Genomic DNA, 17,123 nt, shown 5'->3' with positions numbered 1-17,123 from the left:
CAGGGGTCATCTAGGGTCTAGGTATGCGCTACGACCTGGTTATCTTTGACAACGACGGTGTCCTCGTCGACAGTGAGCCGATTTCCAACCGGCTCCTGGCCGCCTATCTGACCGAGCTCGGGCACCCGACCTCGTACGAGGAGTCCATTCGGGACTACATGGGGTCCGCCATGCACCGGATCCATGAGCTGGTCCTGGAGCGCACGGGGGAGCGGCTTCCCGAGGAGTTCGACGACGTCTTCCACGGGCGGGTGTTCGCGGCCTTCGAGCGGGAGTTGAAGCCGGTCGCGGGGGCCGGTGGGGTGCTGGAGAAGCTGGCCGCGGACGAGGTGCCGTACTGCGTGGCCTCGTCCGGGAGCCATGAGCGTATTCGGGTCGGGCATCGGACGACCGGGCTGGACCGGTGGTTCGACGACGCGCGGATCTTCAGCTCGCAGGATGTGGGGCGGGGCAAGCCGGCACCGGATCTCTTCCTGTACGCGGCAGAGCGGATGGGGGTCGAGCCCGCGCGGTGTGTGGTGATCGAGGACAGTCCGCTGGGCGTTCAGGCGGCCGTGGCCGCGGGGATGGACGTCTACGGGTTCACCGCCATGACACCCGCCGCGAAGCTCTCCCAGGCCACCCGACTCTTCGCCGACATGGGGGAGTTGGCCGATCTGCTGCTGTGAGGCAGCGGTCGGAGTGAAGCTGAGGGAAATTCATCTTTGGCTTGATCTACCCACGGGTACGCCGGGGCCTTACGCTCGCCGCCATGACTGATGTGCTGCGGCGCGGCAGGGCCTCGCTGGCGTTCAGCTTCTTCGCTCAGGGCGTCGCGTTTGCTCTGCTGGTGACCCGAATACCGGCCATCCAGGACCGGTACGGGGTGTCGGACGCGCTGCTGCCGGTCTTCCTGGCCGCCGTACCGATCCTGGCCGGGGTCGGGAGCGTCGCCACCGGGAAACTGGTGAGGAAGGTTCCTGCCAGCAGGGTGCTGCGGTGGTCCCAGCCCGTGGTGCTCCTGGCGCTGCTCGGGGTCGGGGCCGGGGACCGGATGGTCGAGCTGGGGATCGCGCTCGGGGCGTTCGGGCTGGCGGTGGGGGCGCTGGACGCCTCCATGAACATGCTCGGGGTGAGTCTGCAGCGGGCGTACGGGCGCAGCATCATGCTCAGTTTCCATGCCGCGTACAGCCTGGGCGGGATCATGGGGGCGTCGCTGGCCTGGGTGGGGGCGCACTGGGATCTGGCGCTGTTCGTGGCGTATCTGCCGGTGGTCGTGGTGCTGTTGCCGGCCGCACTGGTGGGGAGTCGGTGGTACGTCGACGGGGAGCCGGTGGCCGCGAAGGCGGTGGTGGAGGCCGAGGCTCGGGCGGGGGCCGTCGGGTTCAAGGTGCTGTTGCCGCTGTGTCTGGTGATGACCTTCGCGTACATCGGGGACTCGACCGTCTCCAACTGGAGCGCGAAGTATCTGCAGGACGTGCTGGGGAGCAGCGAGCAGTTGGCTACGGTGCCGTACAACGTCTACATGGTCACCACGCTGCTCGGGCGGGCTCTGGGGGACCTCGGGGTGCGGCGGTTCGGGGCCGTGGCTGTCGTACGGGGTGGGGCCGTGGTCGCGGCGGTGGGGTTCGCGGTGGTGGCCGGGGCGCCCGGGGCGTGGGTCGGGATGCTCGGGTTCACCCTGCTGGGGCTGGGGTTGTGTGTGCTGGTGCCGCAGACCTTCGCGGCGGCGGGGCGGTTGTTCCCGGGGGCGTCGGATGCGGCCGTGGCGCGGCTCAATGTCTTCAACTATGTGGGGTTTTTGGTCGGTTCGCCGTTGGTGGGGGCCTTGGGGGATGCGTGGAGTTATCGCGGGGCGATGCTGGTGCCGATGGTGTTGGTCCTGGTGACGCTGGTGTATGCCCGCTCGTTCGCCGCTCAACCGGACCGATACGGTGACGGGCATGAGCGGCCGCGCACAGTTGATGTGGGACGAGGCAGTAACGGGCTATGACTTCGGGCCCGGGCATCCGATGGATCCGGTTCGGCTTGCCCTGACCCGGAGCCTGGTGGACGCCTTCGGGCTCGATCGGGACATCGAGGTCGTCGCGGCGAAGCCGGCGGGGGAGTCGACGCTGCGGCTCGTCCACCGGCAGGACTACATCGAGGCCGTGAAGGCGGCGTCGCTGGATCCCGGGGCGGCGGACGGGTCGTACGGGATCGGGACGATGGACGATCCGGCCTTCGCCGGGATGCATGAGGTGTCGGCGCTGATCGCCGGGCAGTCGGTGGGGGCGGCGGAGGCCGTGTGGCGGGGGGAGGCGCTGCATGCGGTGAACTTCGCGGGTGGGCTGCATCATGCGATGCCGGGGACCGCGTCGGGGTTCTGCATCTACAACGACGCCTCGTTGGCGATTGCGCGGTTGTTGGAGCTGGGGGCCGAGCGGGTCGCGTACATCGATGTGGATGTGCACCACGGGGACGGGGTGCAGGCGGCGTTCTGGGAGGATCCGCGGGTTCTGACGATTTCGCTGCACGAGCATCCTCGGACGTTGTTTCCGCAGACCGGGTGGCCGGAGGAGACGGGGGCGGAGGGGGCCGCGGAGGGGTCGGCCGTGAATGTGGCGTTGCCGGCGGGGACCGGGGATGCGGGGTGGGTGCGGGCGTTCCACGCCGTGGTGCCGGAGTTGATCGCTGATTTTCGGCCGCAGGTGTTGGTGACGCAGCACGGGGCCGATACGCACTTCGAGGATCCGTTGGCGCATCTTGCGGTGTCGTTGGATGCGCAGCGGGCTGTGCAGGTGGCGTGTCATGCGTTGGCGCATGAGTATGCGGATGGGCGGTGGGTGGCGCTCGGGGGTGGGGGGTACGCGGTGGTGGAGGTCGTGCCGCGGTCGTGGACGCATCTGGTGGGGATTGCCGCGGGGCGGGAGATTGCGCCTGAGACGGGGATTCCTGATGGGTGGCGGCAGGAGGTCTTCGCGCGTACTCGGCAGTTGGCGCCGGTGCGGATGACTGATGGGCGGTGGCCTGTGGGGTGGGGGGACTGGGAGGCGGGGTACGACCCTGCGGATCGGTTGGATCAGGCGGTGTTGGCGGCTCGGCGGGCGGTGTTTCCGTTGCGGGGGTTGTTGGCGTAGGGGTGGGTGGGGTGTTCTTTCGCCCCCGCCGCCCCTACCCGTCCCGTCCCTGGGGGCTGCGCCCCCAGACCCCCGCTTCGGCCTGAACGGCCTTGTCCTCAAGCGCCGGACGGGCTGGATATATCGACCGGCGTCGGCAAAGGCACCCTGGGGCTGCCGCCTCGTCCTCAAGCGCCGGACGGGCTGGGGGTGTTTACGCCAACCGTGGGGTCTTTCGGGGTTCTGGGGGTGTCAGGGGGGTTCTGTCCGTCAGCATCGCATCCGTGTTGACCGTTGGAGCTCTGCGGGCTCATCTGCTTGCTGCTCGTCTTGCGGGGGTGGTGGCGACCTCGCGGGAGGAGAGTCTGCGGAGTTATCGGCTTTTCGCGGCTCGGGATCCTCGGGTGCTGATCGGGATCGATCCTGAGTGGTCGTGGGGGCAGCGGGATTTGATCGGGTTGATGGCGGACAAGTGTGGGGTTTCGGCCGATCCTCGGTGCGTCTCAGGCCATGATGTGATCGATCCTGAGCGGACGGTGGCCGCGCTGGACGCCTTCGCGGAGCGGCTCGCGGCTGTCGCGCAGCGTAGGGCGCCGGTGTTGCTGGGGACCGGGCATCCGCATCGGCTGCTCGGGTTCTACGCCGCCTTGGCAGACGCGCTCTCGGCGGTGGGATGTGCCGTACTCACCCCGGCGCAGGGTCGCTGTGTCGACATAACGACCCGGTTCGGCCTACGCACGTACAACCTTGACTACGTACGAGGAGTCGCGTTCGTGCGGGAACCCGGCCCCTCGGGCTCCGGTTGTGAGCCCGGCGCACACACGCACTCACCGCTCCCGGTTCGTACCGCGCTGGCCGCGGCCGCGGAGGCCGGTGGCCCCCTGCCCGAGCTTGTCATCGGGGATCACGGCTGGGTCTGCGGGGCAGGTCAGCTCGGGTTTGAGGCCATTGGGCTCGCCGATACCGATGACCCTGCGCTCTTCGTGGGGGAGGCCGAGGGGGTGGTGTCCGTCGTCGTTCCACTTGATGACGCTGTGCGGTCTGATTACTACCGGCCGCTTACCCGCTACGTACTCAATCGAGCGTGTCTGTCACAGTAGGGCGCCGATGGGTGCACCTCTTCCCCACTCGCATCACCCGCCCCTACATTGGGGAGTGAGCACGCAGCGACGAAGAGTCACCGGAAGGGGAAGCCGGTGGCCGTCGAGTGCGGAAGGTTCAGGTGTGTCATGGCTGCAGCTGGCGAGAGGCCTCTGAACGAGGTTCAGTTCCTTACCGTGGCGGAAGTCGCCTCGGTGATGCGAGTGTCGAAGATGACCGTGTACCGGTTGGTGCACAGCGGTCATCTGCCTGCGATCCGGGTGGGGCGGTCCTTCCGCGTCCCCGAGCAAGCGGTTCACGAGTATCTCCGCGAGAGCTACGTGGGGGTGGAAACCGCCTGACGACGGTGGGCGAGGGGGCTTCGCAAGGATCCCCCCGTCCCCTCGATTACGACCTCAGCGCTCGGGCGGGTAGGCTAGCCCCTCGTAGGTCGTGTGGGCCCATGGCGCCCAAACACCGAGTGATGAGAAGTGAGCGAGGGTAGTCGTGGGCTCTGTTATCAAGAAGCGGCGCAAGCGGATGGCCAAGAAGAAGCACCGCAAGCTGCTCAAGCGCACGCGCGTTCAGCGTCGCAACAAGAAGTAAGCGGCGCCGCGAAAGCAGGCGTGACTGTGGCCCCCCACCGATCCTGGTGGGGGGCCACACGCATAGCGGGGCCGGCTCGTGCACACGGGCGTGGCACTGTGCGGGGGCGGAGGATCGCGGGCGTACGCATGTGTGGCACATGGCTTGGTCTGTTCGTACGTCCGCCGATGTCGTCACTTCGTGCATTGGGCGGTCATCACAGCGCAACAACAACCCGCTAAGTTGGCCGCACACGGGGAACGCGGGCAGGGTGCAGGGACGAGTGCTGGAAGGAAGGCGCTGATCTTGGGCAAGGTCGTGCTCGTGACCGGAGTGGCTCGCCAGTTGGGGGGCCGTTTCGTACGACGCATCCAGCGTGACCCACAGGTGGAGCGGGTGATCGCCGTGGACGCGGTCCCGCCCGAGCATCATCTGGGCGGCGCCGACTTCATCCAGGCCGACATCCGGCAGGCCACCATCGCGCGGGTGCTCGCCGAGACGGCCGCCGATACGGTCGTACACATGGACGTGACCGGTACGGCGCTCGGCAGTGGCAGCCGTACGACGGTCAAGGAGACCAACGTCATCGGGACGATGCAGCTGCTCGGCGCGTGTCAGAAGTCCCCGAACGTGAAGCGGCTGGTGGTGAAGTCCAGTACGAACGTGTACGGGTCCGCGCCCCGGGATCCGGCGGTGTTCACCGAGACCACGCCGCCCAAGTCCCTGCCCAGCGGCGGGTTCGCCAAGGACACGGTCGAGGTCGAGGGATATGTGCGCGGGTTCGCGCGGCGGCGGCCCGATGTCGCGGTGTGCGTGCTGCGGTTCGCCAACATCCTGGGGCCGGCCGCGGACTCGCCGCTCGCCTCGTACTTCTCGCTGCCCGTGCTGCCGACCGTGTTCGGGTACGACCCGCGGCTGCAGTTCGTGCACGAGGACGACGTGATCGAGGTGCTGCGGATCGCCTCGCACGAACCGGAGCGGGGCACGCTCAACAGCGGCACCTTCAACATCGCCGGCGACGGCGTCCTGCTGCTCTCCCAGTGCTCGCGGCGGCTCGGGCGGCCCACCGTGCCCCTGCTCCTGCCTGCCGTCACCTGGGCGGGCTCCCTGGTCCGTACGCTGGGCATGACGGACTTCTCACCCGAGCAGATCCGGTTGCTGACCCACGGCCGGGTCGTGGCGACGGACCAGATGCGGGAGACGCTCGGTTTCAAGCCGAAGTACACGACGGCCGAGACCTTCGCGGACTTCGCGCGCAGCCGCGGACCCGGACTCCTGCCGCCGGAGGCCCTTGCGGGGGCCGTCGACCGGATCGCCACGCTGCCCCTGGCGGGCAGCGGCCACCCCCCGACGCAGAGCGCCAACTGAGGAGCGCATCAACGATGGCGGATGCCAAGGTCATTCCGTTCGACGACGACCGGTCCCGCGGCGGCACCGTGCAGCGGTCGCCGCGGCGCCGGAGCGCGGGGAGCCGGCTCAAGAGCGGTGAGCCCGCGCTGGTCCGCGAGGTCCAGCCCCTGCCCAGCAGGGCGGCCGCGCAGGATGATGTACCTGTGACCCATGAGGAGCAGCGGCCGCAGGAGCCGCAGGACGGCGGCGGTCTGGAGCGACGTATCGCCGGGGGCCTGTCCTTCCTGCGCCGCCGCCTCACCGGGGAGTACGAGGTCGATGACTTCGGCTACGACGAGGAACTCACCGACCAGGTCCTGATGTCCCTGCTGCGCCCGGTGTACGAGAAGTACTTCCGGGTCGAGGTGAAGGGCGTGGAGAACATCCCGTCCGAGGGCGGGGCGCTGATCGTCGCCAACCATTCCGGCACGCTGCCGCTGGACGGCCTGATGATGCAGGTCGCCGTCCACGACAACCATCCCGCCGGCCGTCATCTGCGGCTCCTGGCGGCGGACCTGGTCTTCATGCTGCCCGTGGTCAACGAGCTGGCCCGCAAACTGGGTCACACGCTGGCCTGCGCGGAGGACGCCGAGCGGCTGCTGGGCCAGGGCGAGCTGGTCGGGGTGATGCCGGAGGGCTTCAAGGGCATCGGCAAGCCGTTCAGTGAGCGCTACAAGCTCCAGCGCTTCGGCCGCGGCGGCTTCGTCTCCACCGCGCTGCGGCAGGGCGCCCCGATCATCCCGTGCTCGATCGTCGGCGCGGAGGAGATCTACCCGATGATCGGCAACGCCAGGACGCTGGCCCGGCTCCTGGGCTTCCCGTACTTCCCGCTGACGCCGACCTTCCCGTGGCTGGGCCCGCTGGGCGCGGTTCCGCTCCCCACGAAGTGGACGATCCAGTTCGGCGAGCCGATTCCCACGGACGGCTATCCGCCGGAGGCGGCCGAGGACCCGATGCTGATGTTCAACCTGACCGACCAGGTCAGGGAACAGATCCAGCACACGCTGTACAAGCTCTTGGTGCAGCGGCGGTCGGTGTTCTTCTGACGTCTTCGGCCGGTCGGGTCCCGGGCTGAAGAAACGTTTGTACGGCGACGGGGGCGCCCTTCGTGAGGAGGGCGCCCCCGTCGCCGTACTGCCTATGCCTACGCCATGCCTAGTTGGCGTCCTCGCTGTCGATGCCGAGGCCGGGGAGCAGGCCCGGGAGCAGCGGCGGGAGCGTGACGTCCGGCTGGGTGGTCGGCGGGTTGCTGGTGGACGGTGCGGTGCTGCCGGTGCTGTCCTTCGGCGGTTCGAGCAGGCCGCCGGTGCCGCCGCCGAGCAGGCCTTCGTCCGTGCTGCCGGAGCCGGCGGCGGACCTGCTGGGGCTGCCGGTGCCGGACTGGCCGTCGTCGGAGGTGCCGCTGCCGCTGCTGGGGGCCGCCGGGCTGTCCGTACCGGAGGTGCCGGTGGACGCGGAGGAGGAACCGCCCTGCCGCTTGCCGTCGCCGCCGGTTTCGGTGGGTGGCTGCGGGAGCAGGGACTCCAGCGGGGCGACGTCTTCGTCTATGGCGTCGAACACCGACGACACCTGCTGACTGACATCGCCCAGCTGCACCGGGAGCCGGTCGCGCAGGGCGCCCCAGACGTCGCGGTGCGAGCGGGAGAAGGCCGAGAGCGTCTGCATGGGGCCCAGGGAGTCCGGGTCCGCCTCGTAGGCCGCGGAGAGCAGGCGGTGGCCCTCGGAGGCGTCGTGCCGCATGCCGGACAGGGCGCGGCGGATCTCGCCGAGGGACTCGTGGTCGAGGTGGCCGCCGCGGCCGCGCTCCATCAGTCGGCGGGCCTCGCTCAGGCGGGTGGAGGCCTGGTCGAGGTAGGCCTCGCCGCGCTCGCTGTCGCCGTCCGCGAGGCCGCGCTTGAAGTCCTCGATGCCGCGCTTGAGGCCGTAGAGGGAGTCGCCGGGCAGGGCGTCACCGCTGGCCGCGGCGACACCGCCGAAGGCGCCTGCGGCCACCCCGACGCTGAGGCCGCCCGCGGCGAGGCCCTTGGTGAGCCGGGAACGCGGTCGCAGTTTGCCGAGCGGGCTCGCCCGGTGTGCGCCCCGGCCGCGGGGGGAGCGCTGCTCGGGTACCGACGTGTCCGCTCCGCCCCCTGCGGTGCCCTCCAGCAGCATGGCCTCCATCGCGGCCACGAGCTGGGCCCGCTGGACGACCTTGACCTCGGGATCCAGTTCCGGCTTGGGCAGCTCGCCGAGAGACGTCGCGAGGGCCAACAGAAGGCCCTGCTCGGTCTGCTCCGCAGCAGCCGGAGCCGGTGCCGATCCTTCGGGCTGCTCGGCCGCCGTGCCCCGGTCGGACTGCTCCTCCAGGGCCTGGGCGAAGGCGTTCGCCCGCCGGTGTGCCGATACGTTCGCGATCACTGGCGGCACCTCCTCTCGTCATGACGGTCGACTCCCCAGGGGGTCCTGAGGGTTGCACACCCTGACCACATCCACACGATCGAGTGACCGGAGGTGGTCGGGTAGTGACCACAGGGAGCCTGCATCCCGCACAACGAGCGTCGCGGCACTTGGGTTACGGACGGCGGATGATCGGATCGGGGAGTCAACGGACTTTCACGGAAAGCGAGTTGGTTGCTACTGAGGGTGCACGGTCAGCGGGCGTCGTCCGGGAGGAGTCGGGCCAGGGTGCGCACGGCCCGGTACTGGAGGGTCTTGATGGCGCCCTCGTTCTTGCCCATGACGCGGGCGGTCTCCGCGACCGAGAGGCCCTGCAGGAAGCGGAGTGTGACGCACTCCTGCTGCTGGGGGTTGAGCCGTCGTACGGCGTCCAGGAGGGCGGCGTTGGAGAGGGACTCCAGTACGGAGTCCTCCGGGGACCGCTCGACCTCGTTGGCGTCGAGCATCTCGCCGGTGGTGACCTCCAGCCGGAAGCGGCTGGACTTGAAGTGGTCGGCGACGAGGTTGCGGGCGATGGTGACGAGCCAGGCGCCGAAGTCGCGGCCCTGCCAGGTGAAGGTGCCGATCCTTCTGAGCGCGCGCAGAAAGGTCTCGCTCGTCAGGTCCTCGGCGGTGGCCTTGCCGCCGACGCGGTAGTAGATGTACCGGTACACGGTGTCGCTGTACTGGTCGTAGAGGCGGCCGAACGCGTCCGCCTCGCCGGCCTGCGCCCGCTCGACGAGATCCATCATCCGGGCGCTGTCGCTGTCCGCGGCCGGTCGCCGGGGGGTGGTGGCGCCGGCCGAACGTCCCCGTCTGCCGACGGCGGCGCCGCCGTCGGCGAGTGCGTAGCACGGGCCGACGGGGGCGGTGGCTACGGCGAGGGCGGGGACGGCGTACGCGGTGGGGACGAAGCCGCGCAGTAGGTCTTGGACCGTTGCGCGCAGCGTAGCCAGGCCCGAGGCGTCAACCCCGACGTGTGGGTACACGGGACTCCCAGAGGCAGAGCTTCCATCACGTGCAGTGCGGGACCGTTCACCCGTCGTAGCGACGGAGCAGTACCGGATTGCGTCTGAGGAGAATAACGCTTCGTGTAGGTGCTGCTACACCCAGTTGCTCAAATCATCGATTACGTCGCTTCTGTAACCGATTGACGGTCGATCAAGTGCCGCACAGTGACAGGTTGTTGATCGGAAAGGATCGGATTTCGGTCTGGTGCGGGGCGTGTTGTGGCCGTGTGCAGCCAAGGGGGCTGGACAGGGGGGTTTGGGGGTGCGGGGCGGGGATTGGCCGGGATCGGGGGGTGGGGGGCGTTCGTGATCAGAGGTGACCGGGGTGGGGGTGGGGGTGGGGCGGGGTTGGCGTGGGGTGTGGGGTGCGCGTGCGTGGGGGCGCGCGTGGGGGTGGGGCGCGCTGCCCGGCGCTGGTGGGGTGCCGCCTGCGCCCACCCGTGCCGCCCCAGCGGCACGACTGCCCGCAGGCTGGGTGGGTGGGTGGGTGGGGGTGGTCGCGTGCCTCAGCGGCGCGGCTGCGCGCAGGCTGGGTGGGTGGTGTGGCCCTTCAGGGGGCGGGGGACTGCGTGGCCGGTGCTCGCCGGTCCGCAGGGGAGGTGCGTGCTCAGCGGCGGCGGCGGGAGATGGCGATGGCGGCTGCTGTGCCGCCCGCCACCGCGCCTACGCCTGCTGCGGCGGGGATGCCGACCTTGGCGGCCTTGCGGCCCGTGCGGTAGTCCCGTAGGCGCCAGTCCAGTTCGCGGGCGTGCTTGCGGAGCTTGGTGTCGGGGTTGATGGCGTAGGGGTGGCCGACCAGGGAGAGCATCGGGATGTCGTTGTGGCTGTCGCTGTACGCGGCGCAGCGGGAGAGGTCCAGTCCCTCCGCGGCGGCGAGGGCGCGCACCGCCTCCGCCTTGGCCGGGCCGTGCAGCGGTTCGCCGACCAGCTTGCCCGTGTAGACGCCGTCCAGCGACTCCGCGACCGTGCCCAGCGCGCCGGTCAGGCCGAGGCGGCGGGCGATCACCTGGGCGATCTCGACCGGTGCCGCCGTGACCAACCACACCTTCTGGCCCGCGTCGAGGTGGGCCTGGGCCAGTGCGCGCGTGCCCGGCCAGATGCGCTCGGCCATGTACTCGTCGTAGATCTCCTCGCCGATCGACATCAGCTCGGAGACGCGGTGGCCCTGCACGATCGACAGTGCCGAGTCGCGGGCCTCCTGCATGTGTTCCGGGTCCTCGACGCCCGCCAGCCTGAACCACGCCTGCTGCCAGGCGAACCGCGCCAGGTCGCGGGTCTCGAAGAACTTCCGCTTGTACAGGCCCCGGCCGAAGTGGAACAGCGCGGCGCCTTGCATCACGGTGTTGTCCAGGTCGAAGAACGCGGCTGCCTTGTCGTCGCCCAGCACCGGGAACTCCGGTTCCTCCTCCGGGAGGGACTCGGGGACGGACTTGCGCGCTGCCTCAGCCGAGGCCTCGCCTGCCAACACGCTCCGCGCAGTGGCGGAGCGCCTACGGGGGGTGAGCCATCCGAGAGCGGCCATGCCCGTGAGCATAGCCAGTTTGTTCGGTGGTTCCGGAGTCGAGAGGTTTGAAGGCTGTGAACTCTCCGCGACCGTGTCGTTAAAGAACTGATCCGATCGGCGTGTTGCCCGGCTGCTTCGCGGCTGTTCCCGTCCCGCGCGCTCGCGCGAGAATGGCTGACATGAGTCCCCTCTTCCGCCGGAAGCCCCCGGCTCCCCAAGACCGGCTCGTCACACTCGTCCGCAAACCGGGATGCCATCTGTGTGATGACGCACAGATCGTCATCGAGAAGGTCTGCGGCGATCTGGGTGTTCCCTGGGAGGAGAAGGACATCACCCAGGACCCCCAACTCCACGACCAGTACTGGGAACAGATCCCCGTCGTCCTCGTCGACGGAGCCCAGCACACCTTCTGGCGCGTGAACGAGGAACGCCTCCGCAAGGCCCTCACCGGAACTGACTGAGCAGTCCAACTGTCCCGGAGAGTCGCTTAGGATCGACGGCGAATTGGTCTCGGGGGCGGGGATCGTTGAGGAGAGTGTGCGGTTTTGCCCCCAATGAGAGAGGAACGAAGGTGCCTGTGCGCCGGTTCCACACCCGTGCGCCGGGGGCGCGTGACCCCGGTCACGTTGGCCGGGCAAATCGGACACCATCTTTGTGCACGCGTTCACAAAGACATAGCCTGCTTTCGACGGGGCGGTCTGGGGACGCATGACCGCCTGCAGCCCCGCTCTACCCGCAGGAGCACCGTGGCAACTGGCCGAACTCACCGACCGGCGACCCGTAGCCGAGGGATTCCCGAGGCCACCGTCGCCCGGCTTCCGCTGTACCTCCGCGCGCTGACCGCACTGTCTGAGCGCTCGGTACCCACGGTCTCCTCCGAGGAGCTCGCGGCCGCGGCGGGAGTCAACTCCGCGAAGCTGCGCAAGGACTTCTCCTACCTCGGCTCCTACGGGACCCGGGGCGTCGGCTACGACGTCGAGTATCTCGTGTACCAGATCTCCCGCGAACTGGGCCTGACCCAGGACTGGCCGGTTGTGATCGTCGGTATCGGTAACCTCGGTGCCGCCCTGGCCAACTACGGCGGGTTCGCCTCGCGCGGTTTCCGCGTCGCGGCACTGATCGACGCCGATCCCGCAATGGCCGGAAAGCCCGTGGCCGGCATCCCCGTGCAGCACACCGACGACCTTGAGCGGATCATCGAGGACAACGGCGTGTCCATCGGCGTCATCGCCACGCCCGCCGGTGCCGCCCAGCAGGTGTGCGACCGCCTGGTCGCCGCCGGGGTCACCTCCATCCTGAACTTCGCGCCGACCGTGCTGTCCGTCCCGGACGGCGTCGACGTGCGCAAGGTCGATCTCTCCATCGAGCTGCAGATCCTCGCCTTCCACGAGCAGCGCAAGGCCGGCGAGGAGGCCGCGGCTGCCGAGGGCACGATCCCGGCCGCCACCCGGGGCGACTCCGCCGACCAGGGACCCGACGGGGACGTACCCGCCGTGATGCCGGCATGAGTCTCCTCGTCGTCGGGCTGAGCCACCGCAGCGCACCGGTCAGCGTGCTGGAGCGGGCGGCACTGAACGCGGACGCGCAGGTCAAGCTGCTCCAGGACACCGTCGCCGCCGAACCGGCCGCCGAGGCCGCGGTGCTCGCGACCTGCAACCGGATCGAGCTGTACGCCGACGTGGACAAGTTCCACGCCGGTGTGGCCGAGCTGTCCACGCTGCTCGCCCAGCACAGCGGGGTCGGGCTCGACGAGCTCACGCCGTACCTCTACGTCCACTACGAGGACCGGGCCGTCCACCATCTGTTCTCGGTGGCCTGCGGGCTGGACTCGATGGTCGTCGGCGAGGGGCAGATCCTCGGGCAGATCAAGGACTCCCTGGCGCGGGCGCAGGAGCTGCACAGCGCCGGGCGGCTGATGAACGACCTGTTCCAGCAGGCGCTGCGGGTCGGCAAGCGGGCGCACTCCGAGACCGGGATCGACCGGGCGGGGCAGTCGCTGGTCACCTTCGGGCTTGAGCAGCTGGCCCGGGGTACGGCGGTGCAGGGCTGGGCCCGGGGCAAGACCGCGCTGGTGATCGGGGCCGGGTCGATGTCCTCGCTGGCCGCGGCGACGCTGGCGCGGGTGGGGGTGGCCGAGGTCGTCATCGCCAACCGTACGGCTGATCGGGCCGAGCGGCTTGCGGAGATTCTCAATGAGGGCGGCTCTGCGGGGCTGGCCCGTGCGGTGTCCATGGGTGCGGTGGCTGATGAGCTGACACGTGCCGATGTCGTGGTGTCTTGTACGGGGGCTACGGGGCTGGTGTTGGCGGCGGACGCCGTTGCGCGGGCCGTTGCCGGGCGGGTGCCGGACGCTGGTGCCGGCCGGGGGGGTGTCGCGCAGCCCGGCGCTGACGGGGTGCCGCCTGCGCCCACCCGTGCCGCCCCAGGCGGCACGCATGCCCGCAGCTGGGCGGGCGAGGCAGGTGGCGTGAGCGCCCGCGGCTTGGCGGCGGGGGCCGACGACGACTGTCCGCTTGATCTGCAGGCCGCTGCCGGGTTCTCCGTGGCTGGTGAGGCCGCCGTCGCCGGGATGGGGGCTGCTGAGTTGGAGCAGCATGCCGCCTGGGTGGACAACGGCAGCACGCGGTCGCACAGTGCGGCCGATGAGGGCGAGGCCATTGCCGCGCTGGCCGCTGCTGTTGCCACGGTCGGGCGGATTCCCGAGCGGCGCAGGCCCGAGGCTGTGGTCGAGGGGCCGGAGCCCGTCCTGTTCCTTCTTGATCTTGCGATGCCGCGTGACATCGACGCCGCCGTGCACCGGCTGGCCGGGGTCCGTCTGGTCGACATCGAGTCGCTGGCCGAGGCCTCGGCGGACGCGCCGATGGCGACCGACGTCGACCAGGTCCGCCGTATCGTCTCCGACGAGGTCGCGGCGTTCGGGGCGGCGCTCCGGGCCGCGCACATCACCCCGACCGTGGTGGCGCTGCGGACCATGGCCGCCGATGTCGTGGCCGGTGAGATCGCCCGGTTGGAGGGGCGGCTGCCCGGGCTCGACGACAAGCACCGCGCCGAGATCACCCAGACCGTGAAGCGCGTCGTGGACAAACTGCTGCACGCGCCGACCGTACGGGTCAAGCAGCTCGCGGCCGAACCCGGCGGCGCCGGGTACGCGGACGCGCTGCGGACCCTGTTCGACCTCGCCCCGGAGACGGTTGCCGCCGTCTCGCGGGCCGAGAAGAGCACCGATGAGAAAGACCGAGGGCCCGCATCATGAGGGACAAGGCGCTGAGGCTCGGGACCAGGCGGAGCAAGCTCGCCATGGCCCAGTCCGGGCAGGTGGCGGAAGCCGTGAGCCAGGTGACCGGGCGGCCCGTGGAGCTCGTCGAGATCACCACGTACGGGGATGTGTCGCGGGAGCACCTCGCGCAGATCGGCGGCACGGGCGTGTTCGTGACCGCGCTGCGGGACGCGCTGCTGCGCGGCGAGGTCGACTTCGCCGTGCACTCCCTGAAGGACCTGCCGACCGCACAGCCCGAGGAGCTGGCGCTGGCCGCCGTTCCCGTGCGCGAGGACCCGCGGGACGTCATCGTCGCCCGCGACGCGCGGAAGTTCACCGACCTGCCGCGCGGGGCGCGCATCGGTACGGGTTCGCCGCGCCGGATGGCACAGCTGAACGCGTACGCACGGGCCCACGGGCTGGACATCGAGACGGTGCCGATCCGCGGGAACGTCGACACGCGGATCCGGTACGTGCACGACGGTGAGCTGGACGCGGTGGTGCTGGCGGCGGCCGGCCTGAACCGCATCGGGCGCATCGACGAAGTGACCGACTTCCTGTCGGTCGACACAGTTCTGCCCGCCCCCGGCCAGGGGGCCCTGGCGATCGAGTGCAGGGCGGGGCACACCGCCCAAGACACTGCCCTCGTCGCCGCGCTCGGTGAGCTCGACGACCCGTTCACGCGGGTCGCCGTCACCGCCGAGCGTTCCCTGCTCGCCGCCCTGGAGGCCGGCTGCAGCGCCCCTGTGGGCGCGCTGGCCGACCTTTTGGCCGACGGGCAGATTGTCAAGGAAATGCGCCTGCGGGGCGTCGTCGGCACGACCGACGGCACTCGTACGGTGCAGCTGTCCACCACCGGTCCCGTGCCCGAGACGCACGACCAGGCGCTTGCGCTCGGTCGCGAACTCGCTGCCGAGATGCTTGCCCAGGGCGCGGCCGGTCTGATGGGGGAGCGAGCACAGTGAGCCCCACCACCCTTCCCACCGGCCTCGAACACGGGCACGTCACCTTCCTCGGTGCCGGACCCGGGGATCCGGGACTGCTGACTCTGCGCGCCGTGGAGGCGCTGGCGAACGCGGACGTTCTCGTCGCCGAGCACGAGGTGCTCGACGTCGTACGTGTGCACGCCAGGTCGGGCGTTGCCGTCATGAACACGGACACGGATCCTTCGTCGGACCCGGTTCCGGGCACAGGCACGCCTCAACTAGCGGTTGTTGACGGTTCGTCAAAAACCGCTGGGGCACCCACCGTGCGGGATGCCGCACATCTTGTCATGGAGGCCGCACGGGGCGGCAGGCGGGTGGTGCGTGCGGTGTCCGGGGACCCCGGGCTCGACGCCTACGCCGCCGAGGAGATGCTGGCGTGCGCCGCGGCCGGGGTGCCCTTCGAGGTGGTCCCCGGCGTCGCGGCCGCGGTCGGCGTGCCCGCGTACGCGGGTGTGCCGCTGCGGGACGCCGAGGGCGCGGACGTACGGTTCGTGGACGCGCGCACGGCATCCGACCGGTGCTGGACGGAGGTGGGCGCGTCGGACGGGACGGTCGTCGTCTCGACCACCCTCGACTCCGTCGCCGCCGCCGCCGGTGAGCTGGTGGCGGCCGGCCGCAAGCCCGATACGCCGATGACGGTCACGGTCGCCGGTACCACCACGCGTCAGCGGACGTGGACGGCGACGCTCGGCACGATCGCGCAGACCCTGAAGCAGGCGAAGGTGCTGCCGTCGCCGGAGGGCGGCCGGCCGGTGATAGCCGTGGTCGGTGAGCGTTCCGCCGCGGCCCAGCGCGAGCAGCTCTCGTGGTTCGAGTCCAAGCCGCTGTTCGGCTGGAAGGTGCTCGTGCCGCGGACGAAGGAGCAGGCGGCGTCGCTCTCCGACCAGCTGCGGTCCTACGGGGCCGTGCCGCACGAGGTGCCGACGATCGCCGTCGAGCCGCCGCGGACGCCGCAGCAGATGGAGCGGGCGGTCAAGGGCCTGGTCACGGGCCGCTACGAGTGGATCGCCTTCACGTCGGTCAACGCGGTGAAGGCCGTACGGGAGAAGTTCGAGGAGTACGGGCTCGATGCCCGGGCGTTCGCGGGCATCAAGGTCGCCGCGGTGGGCGAGCAGACCGCGAAGGCGCTGATCGCGTTCGGTGTGAAGCCGGATCTGGTGCCGAGCGGGGAGCAGTCGGCCGCGGGTCTGCTGGAGGACTGGCCGCCGTACGACCCCGTCTTCGACCCGATCGACCGGGTGTTCCTGCCGCGGGCCGACATCGCCACCGAGACGCTGGTCGCCGGGCTCATCGAGCTGGGCTGGGAGGTCGACGACGTCACGGCGTACCGGACCGTGCGCGCCTCGCCGCCGCCGGCGGAGACGCGGGAGGCGATCAAGGGCGGTGGCTTCGACGCCGTTCTCTTCACGTCGTCCTCCACCGTGCGGAACCTGGTGGGTATCGCCGGGAAGCCGCACAACGTGACCGTCATCGCCTGTATCGGTCCTGCCACTGCGAAGACCGCCGAGGAGCATGGGCTTAGGGTGGACGTGATGGCTCCGGAGCCGTCCGTGCACAAGCTGGCGGAGGCGCTTGCGGACTTCGGTCTGCGGCGGCGGGCCGCGGCGGTCGAGGCCGGGGATCCGGTGACGCGGCCGAGCGAGCGGAGGCCGGGGGCCCGGCGGCGGCGTACGACGACTTAGGCGTACGGCGGGTTCCGCGTACGGGGGTTTCGGCGTACGGCGGTGCAGGTGGCCCTGCGTTGGGGCCGGCGCGGGTGGGTCGCGCGGCCCGGCGCTGTCGGGGTGCCGCCTGCGCCCACCCGTGCCGCCCCAGGCGGCA

General features: G+C 70.3%; 16 protein-coding genes and 1 pseudogene. 14 read left to right on the top strand and 3 right to left on the bottom strand.

Features of this window, described 5'->3' with window-relative positions; all coding sequences use genetic code 11:
• Positions 1 to 23: 23 nt before the first annotated feature.
• From ICC28_RS29965 to ICC28_RS29930, 9 genes and pseudogenes are all read left to right on the top strand, one after another.
• Positions 24 to 668 carry an HAD family hydrolase gene (locus ICC28_RS29965; protein ID WP_188291871.1) on the top strand — a complete coding sequence of 215 codons (645 nt, stop codon included), beginning with the start codon at positions 24 to 26 and terminating at the stop codon, positions 666 to 668.
• A gap of 83 nt (positions 669 to 751) precedes the next feature.
• Positions 752 to 1,972, top strand: coding sequence for an MFS transporter (locus tag ICC28_RS29960; protein WP_188291870.1), 1,221 nt, complete (start codon positions 752 to 754; stop codon positions 1,970 to 1,972).
• On the top strand, positions 1,923 to 3,098 hold the full coding sequence (locus ICC28_RS29955; RefSeq protein ID WP_188291869.1) for an acetoin utilization protein AcuC: 1,176 nt from the start codon (positions 1,923 to 1,925) through the stop codon (positions 3,096 to 3,098). The genes ICC28_RS29960 and ICC28_RS29955 overlap by 50 nt, the downstream gene beginning before the upstream one ends.
• A pseudogene (locus ICC28_RS41600) lies at positions 3,091 to 3,242 on the top strand (cobyrinic acid a,c-diamide synthase); the annotation flags it as partial. The gene ICC28_RS29955 and the pseudogene ICC28_RS41600, both read left to right, overlap by 8 nt.
• A 119-nt stretch (positions 3,243 to 3,361) precedes the next feature.
• Positions 3,362 to 4,177, top strand: coding sequence for a phosphatase (locus tag ICC28_RS29950; RefSeq protein WP_188291868.1), 816 nt, complete (start codon positions 3,362 to 3,364; stop codon positions 4,175 to 4,177).
• A 129-nt stretch (positions 4,178 to 4,306) separates the two neighbouring features.
• Positions 4,307 to 4,519, top strand: coding sequence for a helix-turn-helix domain-containing protein (locus ICC28_RS29945; RefSeq protein WP_004984898.1), 213 nt, complete (start codon positions 4,307 to 4,309; stop codon positions 4,517 to 4,519).
• Positions 4,520 to 4,664: 145 nt separating this feature from the next.
• Positions 4,665 to 4,763, top strand: coding sequence for a 30S ribosomal protein bS22 (locus ICC28_RS29940; protein ID WP_003948845.1), 99 nt, complete (start codon positions 4,665 to 4,667; stop codon positions 4,761 to 4,763).
• Between the two features lie 285 nt (positions 4,764 to 5,048).
• Positions 5,049 to 6,110 carry an NAD-dependent epimerase/dehydratase family protein gene (locus ICC28_RS29935; RefSeq protein WP_188291867.1) on the top strand — a complete coding sequence of 354 codons (1,062 nt, stop codon included), beginning with the start codon at positions 5,049 to 5,051 and terminating at the stop codon, positions 6,108 to 6,110.
• Positions 6,111 to 6,124: 14 nt separating this feature from the next.
• A complete protein-coding gene (locus tag ICC28_RS29930) occupies positions 6,125 to 7,177 on the top strand; it encodes a lysophospholipid acyltransferase family protein (RefSeq protein WP_188291866.1) in 1,053 nt (350 codons plus the stop codon).
• Between the two features lie 109 nt (positions 7,178 to 7,286).
• Here the strand turns inward: ICC28_RS29930 and ICC28_RS29925 are convergent, their stop codons facing one another.
• From ICC28_RS29925 to ICC28_RS29915, 3 genes are all read right to left on the bottom strand, one after another.
• Positions 7,287 to 8,528: a DUF5667 domain-containing protein gene (locus tag ICC28_RS29925; protein WP_188291865.1), complete on the bottom strand. Its 1,242-nt coding sequence runs from the start codon at positions 8,526 to 8,528 to the stop codon at positions 7,287 to 7,289.
• Between the two features lie 233 nt (positions 8,529 to 8,761).
• Complete coding sequence (locus ICC28_RS29920; protein ID WP_188291864.1) at positions 8,762 to 9,535, bottom strand: ECF subfamily RNA polymerase sigma factor, BldN family; 774 nt, start codon at positions 9,533 to 9,535, stop codon at positions 8,762 to 8,764.
• A gap of 628 nt (positions 9,536 to 10,163) precedes the next feature.
• Positions 10,164 to 11,078, bottom strand: coding sequence for an HAD family hydrolase (locus ICC28_RS29915; RefSeq protein WP_188291863.1), 915 nt, complete (start codon positions 11,076 to 11,078; stop codon positions 10,164 to 10,166).
• Positions 11,079 to 11,230: 152 nt separating this feature from the next.
• Between ICC28_RS29915 and ICC28_RS29910 the strand changes: the two genes are divergently transcribed.
• The 5 genes from ICC28_RS29910 (at position 11,231) to ICC28_RS29890 (ending at position 16,984) form a co-directional block, all read left to right on the top strand.
• Positions 11,231 to 11,521, top strand: a complete 291-nt coding sequence (locus ICC28_RS29910; RefSeq protein WP_188291862.1) for a glutaredoxin family protein — start codon at positions 11,231 to 11,233, stop codon at positions 11,519 to 11,521.
• A 285-nt stretch (positions 11,522 to 11,806) separates the two neighbouring features.
• Positions 11,807 to 12,568, top strand: a complete 762-nt coding sequence (locus tag ICC28_RS29905) for a redox-sensing transcriptional repressor Rex (RefSeq protein ID WP_188291861.1) — start codon at positions 11,807 to 11,809, stop codon at positions 12,566 to 12,568.
• Positions 12,565 to 14,313 (top strand): glutamyl-tRNA reductase, encoded by a 1,749-nt coding sequence (locus ICC28_RS29900; RefSeq protein ID WP_188291860.1) that lies wholly within the window; start codon positions 12,565 to 12,567, stop codon positions 14,311 to 14,313. Before ICC28_RS29905 ends, ICC28_RS29900 begins: the two co-directional genes overlap by 4 nt.
• Positions 14,310 to 15,281 (top strand): hydroxymethylbilane synthase, encoded by a 972-nt coding sequence (hemC, locus tag ICC28_RS29895; RefSeq protein ID WP_188291859.1) that lies wholly within the window; start codon positions 14,310 to 14,312, stop codon positions 15,279 to 15,281. The genes ICC28_RS29900 and hemC overlap by 4 nt, the downstream gene beginning before the upstream one ends.
• Positions 15,278 to 16,984, top strand: coding sequence for a uroporphyrinogen-III synthase (locus tag ICC28_RS29890; protein WP_188291858.1), 1,707 nt, complete (start codon positions 15,278 to 15,280; stop codon positions 16,982 to 16,984). The genes hemC and ICC28_RS29890 overlap by 4 nt, the downstream gene beginning before the upstream one ends.
• Positions 16,985 to 17,123: the final 139 nt, after the last annotated feature.

Source organism: Streptomyces sp. TRM68416 (assembly GCF_014596915.1).
Taxonomy (GTDB): Bacteria; Actinomycetota; Actinomycetes; order Streptomycetales; family Streptomycetaceae; genus Streptomyces.
The sequence above is the reverse complement of the archived record's forward strand: the minus strand, read 5'-3'. Positions and strand labels throughout refer to the sequence as shown.

What these genes read in the sequence shown, in the direction of transcription:
- ICC28_RS29945 (WP_004984898.1), top strand. Translation starts at nt 4,307, where the DNA reads ATGGCTGCAGCTGGCGAGAGGCCTCTGAACGAGGTTCAGTTCCTTACC.
- ICC28_RS29955 (WP_188291869.1), top strand. Translation starts at nt 1,923, where the DNA reads ATGAGCGGCCGCGCACAGTTGATGTGGGACGAGGCAGTAACGGGCTAT.
- hemC (WP_188291859.1), top strand. Translation starts at nt 14,310, where the DNA reads ATGAGGGACAAGGCGCTGAGGCTCGGGACCAGGCGGAGCAAGCTCGCC.
- ICC28_RS29965 (WP_188291871.1), top strand. Translation starts at nt 24, where the DNA reads ATGCGCTACGACCTGGTTATCTTTGACAACGACGGTGTCCTCGTCGAC.
- ICC28_RS29900 (WP_188291860.1), top strand. Translation starts at nt 12,565, where the DNA reads ATGAGTCTCCTCGTCGTCGGGCTGAGCCACCGCAGCGCACCGGTCAGC.
- ICC28_RS29915 (WP_188291863.1), bottom strand. Translation starts at nt 11,078, where the DNA reads ATGGCCGCTCTCGGATGGCTCACCCCCCGTAGGCGCTCCGCCACTGCG.
- ICC28_RS29910 (WP_188291862.1), top strand. Translation starts at nt 11,231, where the DNA reads ATGGCTGACATGAGTCCCCTCTTCCGCCGGAAGCCCCCGGCTCCCCAA.
- ICC28_RS29960 (WP_188291870.1), top strand. Translation starts at nt 752, where the DNA reads ATGACTGATGTGCTGCGGCGCGGCAGGGCCTCGCTGGCGTTCAGCTTC.
- ICC28_RS29930 (WP_188291866.1), top strand. Translation starts at nt 6,125, where the DNA reads ATGGCGGATGCCAAGGTCATTCCGTTCGACGACGACCGGTCCCGCGGC.